General features: G+C 65.7%; 12 protein-coding genes. 4 read left to right on the top strand and 8 right to left on the bottom strand.

Annotated elements, in window-relative coordinates; all coding sequences use genetic code 11:
• Positions 1-28 precede the first annotated feature (28 nt).
• Positions 29-1,312, top strand: coding sequence for a peptidoglycan DD-metalloendopeptidase family protein (locus tag HYN69_RS05955; protein ID WP_407925249.1), 1,284 nt, complete (start codon positions 29-31; stop codon positions 1,310-1,312).
• 139 nt (positions 1,313-1,451) lie between these two features.
• Here HYN69_RS05955 and HYN69_RS05950 read toward each other — a convergent pair whose 3' ends face one another.
• From HYN69_RS05950 to tatA, 5 genes are all read right to left on the bottom strand, one after another.
• On the bottom strand, positions 1,452-2,726 hold the full coding sequence (locus HYN69_RS05950; RefSeq protein ID WP_108434945.1) for a hemolysin family protein: 1,275 nt from the start codon (positions 2,724-2,726) through the stop codon (positions 1,452-1,454).
• Positions 2,727-3,624: 898 nt separating this feature from the next.
• Complete coding sequence (locus tag HYN69_RS05945; RefSeq protein ID WP_108437056.1) at positions 3,625-4,434, bottom strand: ATP-binding protein; 810 nt, start codon at positions 4,432-4,434, stop codon at positions 3,625-3,627.
• A 38-nt stretch (positions 4,435-4,472) separates the two neighbouring features.
• Entirely contained in the window at positions 4,473-5,348 is an 876-nt protein-coding gene (tatC, locus tag HYN69_RS05940) for a twin-arginine translocase subunit TatC (protein WP_108434944.1), read from the bottom strand.
• A complete protein-coding gene (tatB, locus tag HYN69_RS05935; protein WP_108434943.1) occupies positions 5,345-6,037 on the bottom strand; it encodes a Sec-independent protein translocase protein TatB in 693 nt (230 codons plus the stop codon). Before tatB ends, tatC begins: the two co-directional genes overlap by 4 nt.
• A 42-nt stretch (positions 6,038-6,079) precedes the next feature.
• Positions 6,080-6,310 carry a twin-arginine translocase TatA/TatE family subunit gene (tatA, locus tag HYN69_RS05930; RefSeq protein ID WP_108434942.1) on the bottom strand — a complete coding sequence of 77 codons (231 nt, stop codon included), beginning with the start codon at positions 6,308-6,310 and terminating at the stop codon, positions 6,080-6,082.
• 191 nt (positions 6,311-6,501) lie between these two features.
• Between tatA and HYN69_RS05925 the strand changes: the two genes are divergently transcribed.
• Positions 6,502-6,858: a helix-turn-helix transcriptional regulator gene (locus HYN69_RS05925; protein ID WP_108434941.1), complete on the top strand. Its 357-nt coding sequence runs from the start codon at positions 6,502-6,504 to the stop codon at positions 6,856-6,858.
• Positions 6,859-6,887: 29 nt separating this feature from the next.
• Here HYN69_RS05925 and HYN69_RS05920 read toward each other — a convergent pair whose 3' ends face one another.
• Together HYN69_RS05920 and HYN69_RS05915 are read right to left on the bottom strand one after the other, a co-directional pair.
• On the bottom strand, positions 6,888-7,970 hold the full coding sequence (locus HYN69_RS05920; protein ID WP_108434940.1) for an ABC transporter ATP-binding protein: 1,083 nt from the start codon (positions 7,968-7,970) through the stop codon (positions 6,888-6,890).
• Positions 7,971-8,198: 228 nt separating this feature from the next.
• Positions 8,199-8,978, bottom strand: a complete 780-nt coding sequence (locus tag HYN69_RS05915) for an SDR family oxidoreductase (protein ID WP_108434939.1) — start codon at positions 8,976-8,978, stop codon at positions 8,199-8,201.
• 108 nt (positions 8,979-9,086) lie between these two features.
• Between HYN69_RS05915 and HYN69_RS05910 the strand changes: the two genes are divergently transcribed.
• Positions 9,087-10,685, top strand: a complete 1,599-nt coding sequence (locus HYN69_RS05910; protein ID WP_108434938.1) for a peptide chain release factor 3 — start codon at positions 9,087-9,089, stop codon at positions 10,683-10,685.
• 88 nt (positions 10,686-10,773) lie between these two features.
• On the opposite strand, the gene HYN69_RS05905 is transcribed toward HYN69_RS05910, so the two are convergent.
• Positions 10,774-11,199 (bottom strand): OsmC family peroxiredoxin, encoded by a 426-nt coding sequence (locus HYN69_RS05905; protein ID WP_329608631.1) that lies wholly within the window; start codon positions 11,197-11,199, stop codon positions 10,774-10,776.
• Between the two features lie 232 nt (positions 11,200-11,431).
• On the opposite strand from HYN69_RS05905, the gene HYN69_RS05900 reads away from it, so the two are divergent.
• Entirely contained in the window at positions 11,432-13,189 is a 1,758-nt protein-coding gene (locus HYN69_RS05900) for a DEAD/DEAH box helicase (RefSeq protein ID WP_108434937.1), read from the top strand.
• The last annotated feature ends 52 nt before the right edge of the window (positions 13,190-13,241 follow it).

Below are 13,241 nucleotides of genomic sequence, written 5' to 3'. Positions count from 1 at the left end.
ACCCGGACCGAAAGCAAAGGGCAGAGCAATGACCACGCAGACGCTGCGCAGTTTCCGCACCACCACCCTGATGCTTGGCACCTGCGCCACGCTGGCAGCCTGTTCGGGCGGGGGAACGAACCCGCTCGACAACCTCGACTGGGATTTGCGCGGCGGTCAGGCCATGACCACCGCCGATGCCGCCCGCGGCGTCACCGCAGCCCGCCCCGCGCCGGATGCGCGCGGCGTCATCTCCTACCCCGGCTATCAGGTCGCGGTCGCCCGCAGGGGTGATACCGCCGCCTCGGTCGCAGCCCGCATCGGCCTGTCGCCGCAAGAACTCGCCAGCTACAACGCGATAGACGCGGGCGCGCCCCTGCGCGACGGCGAAGTGCTCGCCCTGCCGCGCCGCGTCGAAGGCGGCGGCTTCGCTGCGGGCACCGCGATCGGCGGCGGCACCGTGGCCAGCGCCCCCATCGCCTCGCCCGGCATGGCCCGCCCCGGCGCGGTCGATGTCTCCTCCATCGCCACGACCGCACTCGACCGCGTGGGCACAAGCCCCGCCGCCGCCCCCGCAGCAGCGGCCCCTGCAACCGCCCCCGCCGCCACCACGCCCAGCGGCGAATCCCCGACCCGCCATCAGGTCAAACGCGGCGAAACCGCCTTCTCCATCGCCCGCACTTACGGCGTCTCGGCCCGCGCCTTGGCCGATTGGAACGGCCTCGGCGCCGACCTCGATGTGCGCGAAGGCCAGTACCTGATGATCCCCACCCCGACCGGCGCCCCCCTGCCGGACGAGGCACCCGCCCAATCCGCCGCTCCCAAACCCGTGGCCACCTCTGCCCCCGGCGCAGGCACGCCCACCCCCACCCCGCCCTCGGCCAAGAAACCGCTCCCCGCCGAAACCCCGAAAACCGCTGCCGAAATCGCCGCCGAAGCCCCGCCTTCGCCCGACTTGGGCACAGAACGCACAGCGTCGTCCTCGGCCCAATTCGTCATGCCGGTTTCGGGCAACATCATCCGCCCCTATGCCCCGAAAAAGAACGAAGGCATCGACATCGCCGCCCCCGCAGGCACGCCCGTCAAGGCGGCCGCCGCAGGCACCGTCGCCGCGATCACCCAAGACACCGAACAAACCCCCATCGTCGTCATCCGCCACGAAGGCGGCCTTCTGACCGTCTACGCAGGCGTCGCGGGCATCACCGTGAAAAAGGGCGACAAAGTCGCGCGCGGGCAAGCAATCGCAACCGTCCGATCCGGCAACCCCGCCTTCCTGCATTTCGAGGTGCGCCAAGGCGTCAACAGCACCGACCCGATGCCCTACCTGCAATAGGCGCAGGCCCCCTCAGCCCGCCCCCTCAGCCCGCCCCCTTGTCAGCCCGCACCCTGTGGCTTTCACGCTGGCGAAAATATCCTCGGGGTGAATTGGCCGGCACGGCCAAGAGGGGGGCGAGCCCCCCTCCCCCGTCACATCAGCCCAGCTTGCTCACCAGCACCTTGTCGATGCGCCGGTCGTCCAGATCGATCACTTCAAAGCGCAGCCCTTCGGCCTCGACCGCCTCGCCCAAGCTTGGCAACCGGCCGAATATGTTCAACACCAGCCCCGCCACCGTCTCGTAGCCCCCGACCATCTCGCGCGGCAGGCCCAGACGGTCGCAGAACTCGTCCGCAGGCATCCAGCCCGATACCAGCAGCGACCCGTCCGCGCGCTCGACCAGCGCCGGCTCCTCGGCGGTCTGCGCCGCCACGGTTCCTGTGATGGCCTCCAGAATATCGCCCGAGGTGATGATCCCCTCGAAATGCCCGTATTCGTCGTAGACCAGCGCAAGGTGATGGTCCGACCCCTGCAGGATTTCCATCACATCCAGCGCATCGGCCATGTCCGACACCACAGGCACATCGCGCAGCAGCTTCTTCGGATCCACCGCCTCGCGCCGCGACAGCGCGTTGAACGCATCGGCAAGCGTGATGATCCCGACCACCTCGCCGCTCTCGCGGCTTTGCACCGGCATCCGCGGCCGCGCCACCCGCCGGATCGCCGCCACCGTCTCGGCAGGCGTCGCCTCGAGGTCCAGCATCTCGACCTCGTGGCGCGGCGTCATCAGGGCGCGGGCCGACCGGTCGGCCAGCCGCATCACCCCCGCCATCATCTCGCGCTCTTCCGGCTCGATCAGCCCTTCCTCATGCGCCTCGGACAAGAGCGTATGCACCTCCTCCTCGGTCACCTTGGCCTGGCTTGCCCCCGCCTGCCCCATGGCCCAAAGGATCAGCCGCCCCGAATGCTCCAGCACCCAGACGACAGGCGCCGCCAGCTTCGACAGCACCAGCATCGCAGGCGCCATGCGGATGGCGATGCCCTCGGCATTCTTCAACGCCAGTTGCTTCGGCACCAGCTCGCCAACGATCAGCGACAGATAGGTCAGGATCAGCACCACCCCGCCCACGCCAAAGGTGTTTGCCGTCTCGCGTGCCATCCCCTGCACCGCCAGCCAGTCCGACAGCCTCGCCCCCAGCGTCGCGCCCGAAAACGCCCCCGACAGCACGCCAACCGCCGTGATCCCGATCTGCACCGTCGACAGGAACCGCCCCGGCTGCTCGGCCAGCCGCAAGGCGGCACCCGCCCCCAGCGATTTCCCCTCGAGCGACCGCAACCGCGCAGGACGCGCCGAAACGATGGCCATTTCCGACATGGACAACACCCCGTTCACGATGATCAGGGCAACGACAATAAGGATTTCGGTAAACATGGGGTCCAAGGGCCAGAGGAAGCGCCAAGGCTAATCACCCAAGCCCCCGCTCGCAAGGCCCAGCCTGCCCCACCCCGATTTTTCTGCGAAAAATCCCGCCCCTGCTGCATGGCCTGCGCCCTGCACCGCCCGCGAGCGGGGGGCCAGCCCCCCATCGGCCTGCGGCCTCATCCCCCCGGGATATTTGAGCCAGCGTGAAAAGAAAGTCAGAGACAATGGCGATCCGGGGGATCCAAACGCCGCTTCCCGACAGATTGCGACTCCGAACACCTAAAACGGTGGCGCCTGATCGAGAATTTCTTCGGAACATTCGAAGAATTTCAAGCAATCGCAACACGTTGCTGCAAGATAGTCAGTCGCCGCCGGAGAACGTCAACAGGCCCGCTCCCGACAGTGCCTTTCGAACACCACTTGGCATCGAACGCCCGATTGTCGAGGAATTTGGCCAGAGGTTAACCCTTCGGGCAGCACCGCTGTGCCACGAAGGTCACGGGCTTGCCCAAGCAGCGGGCGAAAGTCGATCGGGGGGCCGGGCACATCTTTCAGCGCCATGATCCTCGTCGTCACCCATCGCAAGAGCGTCCGATGGCATGGCAGCGGATGCCCCGTTTGCGCCCTGTCCATGCCAGTGGACCTTGGCGATACTGCCGCAGGCGATGGTCTATTCGAAATCGGCAGCTTCGGCAAAGGCTCGGGACAAGGCAGTGCCGGGCGCTGACAGCCCATTGCGTCCCGGTCGTGCGGAATCAAGGCCTCGCCCATTTGGTGACCCTGATTCACCCGACAACCGATAGGAAACGCCTCGAACGCCCGCAGTCTCCGGCCCGTCGTCAAATCAGGGGCGCGCCGGCCCTGATTTTTCGCAGAAAAATCGTTGGGCCACAGGTCTGAAAATCCGTCAGCCGGACACCCGCACCCCTTCGCGCGCGGCGAGGTCGCAAAAGAACTGCCAGGCCACACGGCCCGACCGCCCGCCCCGCGTCGCCTGCCATTCGATCGCCTCGGCCCGCAACCGCGCCGCCTCGACCGCCACCCCATGCGCCGCGCAATAGCCGTCGATCATCGCCAGATATTCGTCCTGCGAACAGGGATGGAAGCCCAGCCACAACCCGAAGCGGTCAGACAGCGATACCTTTTCCTCGACCGCTTCCGTCGAATGGATCGCCGCCTGCGTCTCGTTCTCGATCATGTCGCGCGGCATCAGGTGCCGCCGGTTCGACGTGGCGTAGAACAGCACGTTATCGGGCCGCCCCTCGATCCCGCCGTCCAGCACCGCCTTCAGGCTTTTGTAATGCTGGTCGTCATGGCTGAACGACAGGTCGTCGCAAAACAGGATGAACCGCGCGCCCGACTTCGCCCCCGCCCCGCGCAGCACGGCCAACAGCCGCCCCACGCTCGGCAGATCCTCGCGGCTCAACTCGACGATCTTCAGATCATGCCCCTCGGCCCGCACGGCGGCATGCACCGATTTGACGAGCGAGGATTTCCCCATCCCGCGCGCGCCCCACAAGAGCGCGTTGTTCGCAGGCAACCCCGCCGCGAAATGCCGCGTGTTCTCCAAAAGCGTATCACGCGACCGGTTCACCCCCACCAGCAGCGACAGGTCCACGCGAGCGACCCGCGCCACAGGCTCCAGCCGGTCAGGGCCGGTATGCCAGACAAAAGCCTCGGCACCGAAATCCGGAGCGGCCAAAGGCGCCGGAGCCATCCGCTCCAGCGCCCCCGCAATGCGTTCGAGCAAAGCCTTCAAACCGCGTCTTCCTCGTCCTCGTCGACCCAGGTTCCATCGGCGCGCATCTGCTTTTCGCGCGCTCTTTCGATCCGGCGGATCAGGAACACCGACACTTCGTAAAGCGGATAGATCGCCGCAAACAGGATGATCTGGCTGATCACGTCTGGAGGCGTCGCCACGGCGGCTAGGATCAAGATCGCGACCACGGCGTATTTCCGCATCGCCGACAGGCCCTTCGATCCCACCAGCCCGGCCTTGCCAAGCAGCGTCAGCAAGACAGGCAACTGGAAGCACAGCCCGAAGGACAGGATGAATTTCATCGTCACGCCCAGATATTCCTGCGCCGACCCCTGAAACACGATCCCCGGAACGCTCGCCACTTCCTTCAAGGCGCCAACCGCGTCCTTCACCGGTTCCGTCGCGGGCGCCGAAGCGCTGAACTGCTGGAACCCGAGAAAGAAGTTGAACGCCATCGGCAAGACGACGAAATAGGCGAATGCCGCGCCGAAGAAGAACATGATCGGCGAGGCGATCAGAAACGGAAAGAGCGCGCTCTGCTCCGACCTGTAAAGCCCCGGCGCCACGAAGCGCCACAGATGATAGGCGATCACCGGAAAGGCCAGCACCAGCCCCCCGAACAGCGAGATGTTGATGGCGACGAAAAAGCCTTCCTGCGGCGAGATCAGCACAAGCTGGCAATTCTGCCCCATGCTTTCCAGCACTTTGCAGATCGGCCGCGACAGGAAGTTGAACACCTGCATGGCAAAGGGATAGACCGCGAACAACGCAAGGCAAAAGGCGGCAGCCGACCACATCAGCCGATTTCGCAGCTCGGCAAGATGCTCGATCAGCGGGGCCGAACTGTCTTCGATTTGATCGGTCTTGGTCATTCGTCACTCTTCTTGCGTCTGACCGGCGGCTTTCGCGCCGGTTTGGCAGCTTCTGCTGCAGGCTCGGCAATTCCGGCCGACTCGGCCTTCTTCGCACGGCTGCGCGGCTGCGGCGCAGGTGCAGCAGCACTTTCGTCGGCCATTCTGACTGCCGCAGCCTCGGCGTCGGCCTTGGCCCGCGCGGCAAAGGTTGCACTTGCCGAAGCCGCAGCCTTGGCCTGCAATTCATGTGCCTTGGCCCGCGCTGCGGCAGCATCGGCTGCCCGCTTTTCGGCCAGTGCCTTCGTTTCCGGTCCGGGTTCGGACGCATCCGCCGTTGAGCCGGTCGCCGCCGCATCCGTCGCGGCAGCCGCCGCAGGAGCCGCAGCCACAGCCGGTTTCAAAACCGATTTCGGATCCCAGTTCTCGAACTTCCGCGCCGCATCCTCCAGCGCGTTGATCCCGAACCCCGCCGGATTGGTCGCGGCATTGATCCCCGCCTTGACCCCGCTCAGGTCCTTGCGGACATCGTCAAGCCCCGACGATTTCGCCGCATCGTCCATCGCGCGTTGAAATTCCCGCGCCATGCCCCGCGCCTTGGCGGTGAACCGCCCCAGCGCGTGGAACATCCGCGGCAGGTCTTTCGGCCCTACGAAAATCAGCGCGACGACCCCGATCAGGACCAGTTCGCTCCAGCCGATATCAAGCATCTCTCAGCCCTTCCTTGCCCGTGTTCAGGCGCAAGGCCGCACTCAGACCTTGTCCTGCTCGGTCGTCGTCGCTGCGGGCGTCACGTCGCGGGCGGCCTCGACTGCCGCTGCGGCAGCAGCTGCGGCCTCTGCACCCTCGTCCTTGACGCCGCGCTTGAAGGCGGTGATGCCCTTGCCGACTTCGCCCATCAGGCTCGATACCTTGCCACGACCGAACAGGATCAGCACGACGGCTGCGATGATGATGATTTCCATAGGTCCAAATCGTCCCATGTTGTTCTCCTTGACTGTTGCCGCCCGCGCCAACCGCGCCGCGACTCTGTAGTTCTGCCTGCATTTATGACCAAGCCGCCGCCGCCGGAAAGCACCTATTCCCCGCTTTCCCCGCGCAACTGACAGTTATATGTCAGTAGGCGGCACCGCTGGCCGCTACCCGCCCGATGCCGAGCCGAAGGAACCCCGCAATGACCCGCGACGACCGCATGTTCGACCTCATCCAGATCCTGCGCGACGGGCGTTTGCATACCGCAGCCGAACTGGCCGCGAAAATGCGCGTTTCGACCCGCACGATCTGGCGCGACATGGCCGTGATGTCAGGCTCGGGCCTGCCGGTCGAGGGCGAACGGGGCTTGGGCTACATCCTGCGCTCACCGCTCCTGCTGCCCCCCACGCTGATGACGCAGGACGAGCTTGACGCGCTGGTCGAGGGCCTGACCGCCGTGTCCAGCGCCGAAGGCCCCCGCGCCCGCGCCGCCCGCACCCTGCTGGCCAAGGTCGCAACCCTGATGCCGCAAGCGGGGATTGACGAACGGGTGGGCTGAAAAGCCGAACGAGGGGCAAAGGCCCCCCGCTACCGCCCCACCCCGAACACAAAACACCTGTCGCGCCGGATCATCAGCCACAGCGCGGTGCCTGTCTTGGGCAGGAACACCCCCGGCACGCTGGCCGTCAGGATCGACCCGTCGAAATCCATCTTGAAATCGACCAGCGATTCGCGCCCCAGATAGCGCGCCCGCTGCACCGTGCCACGCGCAGGCGTGCCGTCCTGCGCCGTCGGGTTCGGCCCGCGCCCGCCACGGTCAAAGTCGATCTTCAGGTGCTGCGGACGGATCACGATCTCGACCTCGCCGCCATCGGCATGGCCGGGGGTCAGAAAGGCCCCGAACGGCGTCTCGGTCAGCGCCCCCCTCGACGTGGCACGGATCACGTTGATGTCGGAAAAGAACGCCGCCGCCGCCTTGTCGACCGGCGCATTGTAAACGTTGTAGGGCGCGCCCTGCTGCACGATCCGGCCGCCCCGCATCAGCGCGATCTCGTCGGCCATCCGCATCGCCTCGTCGGGTTCGTGCGTGACCAGCAGAACCGCCGCCCCCTCTTCCTTCAGCACCTCCAGCGTCGCATCGCGAATCCCGTCGCGCAGCCGGTTGTCCAGCCCCGAAAACGGCTCGTCCATCAGCATGACCCGCGGTCGCGGCGCCAAGGCCCGCGCCAGCGCCACGCGCTGCTGCTCGCCGCCCGAAAGCTCATGCGGATGCTTGGACCCGTAACCCGACAGGTTCACCCGTTCAAGCAACTCGCCCACCCGCGCCGCCTTGGCCGCACGGTCGCCGTTCAACCCGAACGCCACGTTCTGCGCCACCGTCAGATGCGGGAACAGCGCGAAATCCTGAAACATCAGCCCGACCGACCGCGCCTCGGGCGGCAGGTTGACCCCCGGCCCGAAAACCGCGCGCCCGTCGATCCTGACCTCGCCCGCATCGGGCCGCTCGACGCCTGCGATCATCCGCAGCGTCGTCGACTTGCCGCATCCCGAAGGACCGAGCAGACAGGTCACCCGCCCCGCCGCCACCGAAAGCGACACATGATCCACCACGGGCCGCCCGCCGAACGAACGGGTCACCCCCGTGACCTCAAGCCTCACCGCATCTGGCATAAGCGTTCCCAAGCGAAACAATCGGGAATAGCCCTAGCAGCGCCAAAGCCCCACCGCAACCCGGTGGGGGGCCTCGGCCCCCAAGGGCCGCGTTCCGCGCCCCTCCCCCCGAGGATATTTGAGCCAGCATGAAAGCCGAGAAAGCGCCCCTTCGGCCATCGGCAACAGATGAACCGGCCTTAACGCTTTTTCCCTTTGCGTCTGCACCCGCTGTGCATCGCCTGTGCCTCAGATGGTCGCGTTCGTCGCCCCCCCGTCGAGCAGGATGTTCTGCCCCACGATGAAGCCCGCATGCATCGAACACAGAAACGCGCAAGCCGCCCCGAACTCGGCCGCCGTCCCGTAACGCCGCGCCGGAATTCCCGCCGCGCGGCGCTTTCGGGCCTCCTCCATGCTGATCCCTTCGGCCTTCACCACGCCGGAATCAAGCGAAACGGCGCGATCCGTGTCATGGATGCCGGGCAGCAAGTTGTTGATCGTGATACCCTTTTCAGCCACCTGCCGCGCGGTTCCGGCGACAAAGCCGGTCAACCCCGTCCGCGCCGTGTTCGACAAGCCAAGCTGCCCGATCGGCGCCTTCACCGATTGGCTGGTGATGTTGACCACCCGCCCCCAACCGCGCTCCATCATCGCAGGCATCAGCGCCTGCATCAGCGCAATCGGTGTCAGCATATTGGCATCCAGCGCCTTGATGAAATCATCCCGGCTCCAGTCATGCCACATCCCCGGCGGCGGCCCGCCCGCATTTGTCACAAGGATATCAACCCCTTGCGCCGCATCCAGCACCCGTGCCCGCCCCTCGTCCGTGGTGATATCGGCCGCAACCGTCACCACCCCGACCTGCCATTTCGCCCGTATATCAGCCGCCGCAGCCTCCAGCGCCTCACTCCCCCGCGCGTTCAGCACAAGGTCGACCCCCGCTTCCGCCAGCGCCTCGGCGCAACCGCGCCCCAACCCCTTTGACGAAGCGCAAACCAGCGCCCGCTTGCCCCTGATGCCCAGATCCATGCCGCTCTCCCTCTGCTTTCCACCAGACCTAGCACCGCCCACTGCACGCTGCCAAGGCGCAGGGCGCAACATGTGGACGCGGGGCGCCAGATCGGCTAAATCCCCGCCATGCTGGACAACCGCCCCCAACTCCCGACCGAAATCGCCCGCCGCCGGACCTTTGCGATCATCTCGCACCCCGACGCCGGAAAAACCACGCTCACCGAAAAGTTCCTGCTTTTCGGGGGTGCCATCCAGATGGCCGGTCAGGTCCGCGCCAAGGGCGAAGCGCGGCGCACGCGGTCCGACTTCATGAAGATGGAACAGGAACGCGGCATTTCAGTTTCCGCATCCGCCATGTCCTTCGACTATGGCAAATACCGCTTCAACCTCGTCGACACCCCCGGTCACAGCGACTTTTCCGAAGACACTTACCGCACCCTGACCGCCGTAGACGCCGCGATCATGGTGATCGACGGGGCAAAAGGCGTTGAATCCCAAACGCAAAAGCTGTTCGAGGTCTGCCGCCTGCGCGACCTGCCGATCCTGACCTTCTGCAACAAGATGGACCGCGAATCCCGCGACACCTTCGAGATCATCGACGAGATTCAGGAAAACCTCGCCATCGACGTAACCCCCGCCTCATGGCCCATCGGCATGGGCCGCGATTTCGTCGGTGCCTACGACCTCCTCCGCGACCGCCTCGAAATCATGGACCGCGCCGACCGCAACCGCGTGGCCGAAACCGTGCAGATTTCCGGCCTCGACGACCCCAAACTCGCCCAATACGTCCCCGCCGACCTGCTGGCGAAACTGCGCGAGGAAGTCGACATGGCCCGCCAGCTTCTGCCCGTCTTCGACCGCGAATCCTTCCTCAACGGATCGATGACCCCCATCTGGTTCGGTTCCGCCATCAATTCCTTCGGGGTGCGCGAACTGATGGACGGCATGGGCGATTACGGCCCAGAACCGCAAATCCAGACCGCCGCCGAACGCAAGATCGCCCCCGAAGAAACGCCCGTCACCGGCTTCGTCTTCAAGGTGCAGGCCAACATGGACCCCAAACACCGCGACCGCGTCGCCTTCGTCCGCCTCGCCTCGGGACATTTCGAACGCGGCATGAAACTGCTGCACGTGCGGTCGAAAAAACAGATGGCCGTCACCAACCCCGTCCTCTTCCTCGCCGCCGACCGCGAACTGGCCGAAGAGGCTTGGGCCGGTGACATCATCGGCATCCCGAACCACGGCCAACTTCGCATCGGCGACGCCCTGACCGAAGGCGAAGCACTGCGCTTCACCGGCATCCCCTCCTTCGCCCCCGAACTCCTGCAAGGCGTGCGCGCGCTCGACCCGATGAAGGCCAAGCACCTCGAAAAGGCGCTGACCCAATTCGCGGAAGAAGGTGCCGCCAAGGTCTTCAAACCCATGATCGGCTCGGGCTATATCGTCGGCGTCGTCGGCCAGTTGCAGTTCGAGGTTCTGGCCTCCCGCATCGAACAGGAATACGGCCTGCCCGTCCGCTTCGAGCCGTCGCACTTCACCTCGGCCCGCTGGGTTTCGGGACCGAAAGACGAGGTCGAGAAATTCGTCAACGTCAACAAGGGCCATATCGGCCAAGACAGCGATGGCGACACCGTCTACCTGACCCGCCTGAAATGGGACATCGACCGCATCGAACGCGATTACCCCAAGATCACCCTGACCGCGACCAAGCAGATGATGGTGTGAGCGTCGGGCACCCGCCCATCGTGGTAAACAATCCCTGAACGGCAAAAGGCGCCCCGAAAGGCGCCTTTCACCTTTTGCTAACCACGGCTCAAAGAACCGCCAGTTCCATCGTCACGGTCGCATTCAGCAGCTTGGAAATCGGGCAACCCGCCTTGGCCTTGTCCGCCAACTCCCTGATCTTGCCCTCATCCGTCGGCGCTTTCACCTTCACCACCAGATGAGCGGTCTTGACGGTCGGCCCGCCTTCGGTCGTCGGGTCCAGCGCGATGGTCGAGGTCGCCTCGATGCTTTCCGGCACGATCCCCTCGCCCGACATCAGTGCCGACAGGAACATGGCGTAGCAGCCGGCATGGGCCGCGCCGATCAGCTCCTCGGGGTTGGTCCCCTTGCCGCCTTCAAACCGCGTGGCAAAGGTATAGCCCAGATTGCTCAACGCCCCGCTCTGGCTGTTCAACGTGCCGCCGCCTTCCTTGAGGCTGCCCTTCCAGACGGCGGTCGCGTGTTTCTCGATCATGGCATCCACTCCGTTTCCAAATCCAGTCCATCAGATAGCGCCAAAGCCGCAACCGGAAAGCAAGACCTGATTGACACGTCGAAAGGCGGGCTTTTCCTGTCATCCTTGACCTTCCCGCCATTTTCAGCTAACCGCACCTCAGGCCGAATTCGGCCCAGACGCCGGGACGCCCGGAACATTGCGTCCCTCCCTTACCCAAATGCGGTCCGATACCGCATCCCATAGGACGCTTATGACCAAATTCTCCGATCTCGCGCTCGATCCGCGCGTACTTCAGGCCGTTTCCGAAGCCGGTTACGAAACCCCGACCCCGATTCAGGCCCAAGCCATCCCGCACGCGCTGCAAGGCCGCGACGTGCTCGGCATCGCCCAGACCGGCACGGGCAAGACCGCAAGCTTCACGCTGCCGATGATCACGCTTCTGGGCCAAGGCCGCGCCCGCGCCCGCATGCCGCGCAGCCTCGTCCTCGCCCCGACCCGCGAACTCGCGGCACAGGTGGCCGAAAACTTCGAAACCTACGCCAAGCACACCAAGCTGACCAAGGCCCTGCTGATCGGCGGCGTCTCCTTCGGCGAACAGGACAAGCTGATCGACCGTGGCGTCGATGTGCTCATCGCCACCCCCGGCCGCCTGCTCGACCATTTCGAGCGTGGCAAACTGCTGCTCACCGGCGTGCAGATCATGGTCGTGGACGAAGCCGACCGCATGCTCGACATGGGCTTCATCCCCGATATCGAACGCATCTTCCAGCTGACGCCCTTTACCCGTCAGACCCTGTTCTTCTCGGCCACCATGGCACCGGAAATCGAGCGTATCACCTCGACCTTCCTGACCAACCCCGCCAAGATCGAGGTGGAACGCCAAAGCTCCGCCTCGCAGACCATCGAGCAAAAGCTGATCCAGTTCGCGCCCTCGCGCAAAGACCGCAGCTTCACCGAAAAGCGCGCCGTCCTTCGCAAGCTGATCGCCGACGAAGGCGAAGCCTGCACCAACGCGATCATCTTCTGCAACCGCAAGATGGATGTGGACGTGGTCGCCAAGTCGCTGAAATCGCACGGTTTCAATGCGGCCCCCATCCACGGCGACCTTGAACAGTCGCAGCGCATGAAAACGCTCGATGGCTTCCGCGACGGCTCCTTGCACCTCCTCGTCGCCTCCGACGTCGCGGCCCGTGGCCTCGATATTCCGGCGGTCAGCCACGTCTTCAACTTCGACGTGCCCTCGCACCCCGAAGATTACGTCCACCGCATCGGCCGCACCGGCCGCGCCGGACGCTTGGGCAAGGCCGTGACCATCGCGGTCCCGAACGATGACAAGTACATCGCCGCCATCGAAAGCCTCGTGAAACAACCCATCCCGCGCGGCGAACTGCCCGAAGGGCTCGACCTTGCCGCAGCCGGCAGCGACCGCCCCGCCCGCGACGACAGCCGCCGTGACGGTGGCCGTGACGGTGGCCGTGGCGAACGCGGCGAAGGACGCGGTGACAGCAGGGGCGACCGTGGCGAAGGCCGCGGCCGCAGCCGTGGCGGCGACCGCAACCGTGACCGCGCCCCGCGCCCCGTAGCCGACCACGGGCAACAGGCGTCGATGGACCCCATCGCCGTAATCGAACCCGTCGAGGTTGTGGCGGAAGCCGCACCCGCACCCCGCCGCGAAGACCCCCGCCGCGACGACCGTCGCGAGGATCGCCCGCGTGACGACCGCCGCAGCGAAGGTCGCAGCGAGAACCGTGGCGAAGGCCGCTCTGACGACCGCAACCGCAACGACCGCCCCCGTGAGGATCGTCCGCGTGAGGATCGCCCGCGCGAAGACCGCAACGAACCCCGCCGCGATGATCGCCGCCGCGACGATTACCGCCGCGACGACCGTGGTGGCCCGCCGGTCGTCGGCATGGGTGACCACGTCCCCGACTTCATCATGCGCAGCTTCAAGATCGTCGAATCGGCGCATGACGAAACCGAAGAAGACCACGCCCCCGCCGAAGGCTGAGGCACCGCCCCGAAAGCAAAAGGCCCCGCAACCGCGGGGCCTTTTCTCATTC

The organism is Gemmobacter aquarius, assembly GCF_003060865.1.
GTDB classification, from domain to species: domain Bacteria; phylum Pseudomonadota; class Alphaproteobacteria; order Rhodobacterales; family Rhodobacteraceae; genus Paragemmobacter; species Paragemmobacter aquarius.
This window is presented reverse-complemented; position numbering and strand designations above follow the sequence as displayed.

What these genes read in the sequence shown, in the direction of transcription:
- HYN69_RS05925 (WP_108434941.1), top strand. Translation starts at nt 6,502, where the DNA reads ATGACCCGCGACGACCGCATGTTCGACCTCATCCAGATCCTGCGCGAC.
- tatB (WP_108434943.1), bottom strand. Translation starts at nt 6,037, where the DNA reads ATGCTTGATATCGGCTGGAGCGAACTGGTCCTGATCGGGGTCGTCGCG.
- HYN69_RS05920 (WP_108434940.1), bottom strand. Translation starts at nt 7,970, where the DNA reads ATGCCAGATGCGGTGAGGCTTGAGGTCACGGGGGTGACCCGTTCGTTC.
- HYN69_RS05950 (WP_108434945.1), bottom strand. Translation starts at nt 2,726, where the DNA reads ATGTTTACCGAAATCCTTATTGTCGTTGCCCTGATCATCGTGAACGGG.
- HYN69_RS05945 (WP_108437056.1), bottom strand. Translation starts at nt 4,434, where the DNA reads ATGGCTCCGGCGCCTTTGGCCGCTCCGGATTTCGGTGCCGAGGCTTTT.
- tatC (WP_108434944.1), bottom strand. Translation starts at nt 5,348, where the DNA reads ATGACCAAGACCGATCAAATCGAAGACAGTTCGGCCCCGCTGATCGAG.
- HYN69_RS05955 (WP_407925249.1), top strand. Translation starts at nt 29, where the DNA reads ATGACCACGCAGACGCTGCGCAGTTTCCGCACCACCACCCTGATGCTT.
- HYN69_RS05905 (WP_329608631.1), bottom strand. Translation starts at nt 11,199, where the DNA reads ATGATCGAGAAACACGCGACCGCCGTCTGGAAGGGCAGCCTCAAGGAA.
- tatA (WP_108434942.1), bottom strand. Translation starts at nt 6,310, where the DNA reads ATGGGACGATTTGGACCTATGGAAATCATCATCATCGCAGCCGTCGTG.
- HYN69_RS05910 (WP_108434938.1), top strand. Translation starts at nt 9,087, where the DNA reads ATGCTGGACAACCGCCCCCAACTCCCGACCGAAATCGCCCGCCGCCGG.
- HYN69_RS05900 (WP_108434937.1), top strand. Translation starts at nt 11,432, where the DNA reads ATGACCAAATTCTCCGATCTCGCGCTCGATCCGCGCGTACTTCAGGCC.
- HYN69_RS05915 (WP_108434939.1), bottom strand. Translation starts at nt 8,978, where the DNA reads ATGGATCTGGGCATCAGGGGCAAGCGGGCGCTGGTTTGCGCTTCGTCA.